The organism is Sabulibacter ruber (assembly GCF_017355955.1).
In the GTDB taxonomy this organism is placed as follows: domain Bacteria; phylum Bacteroidota; class Bacteroidia; order Cytophagales; family Hymenobacteraceae; genus Nibribacter; species Nibribacter ruber_A.
This window is the reverse complement of sequence record NZ_JAFFID010000058.1, coordinates 1-326: the sequence shown is the minus strand read 5'-3', so window position 1 is coordinate 326 and position 326 is coordinate 1. Positions and strand designations below refer to the sequence as shown.

Genomic DNA, 326 nt, shown 5'->3' with positions numbered 1-326 from the left:
GGATCATGGTTGAGGCGATTGTCCGTGAGAAGTTGAAGGAATGCGAGACCTTCGAACTGATGGTCAACCTTATCCGTCGTCGCGGTCGTTCTACGGTTGTCGCTTCCATCACGGGATATTCGAAGGCAACAGTGAGGAAGCTTTACAAAGACCTCCACGACGGGTGCTCTCCTCCGTCTGGTCTTCTTCCCGAACCCACCGGCATCGTTCGTACTCGCAAAGATGTTCGTGAGGCATCGCTGCTTATGAGCCTGTACCGTAACGAAGCAGCAGTGGACACCGAAACCACGTATGATGTCGCCGCGCTGATCAGGGCCTTCGATGCT

Annotated in this window: 1 protein-coding gene; it reads left to right on the top strand. The window is 54.6% G+C overall.

The annotated features are described in order from the left end of the window. On the top strand, positions 1 to 326 hold a 326-nt coding region (locus JT719_RS24435; RefSeq protein WP_242693464.1), incomplete at both ends, for a FlhC family transcriptional regulator.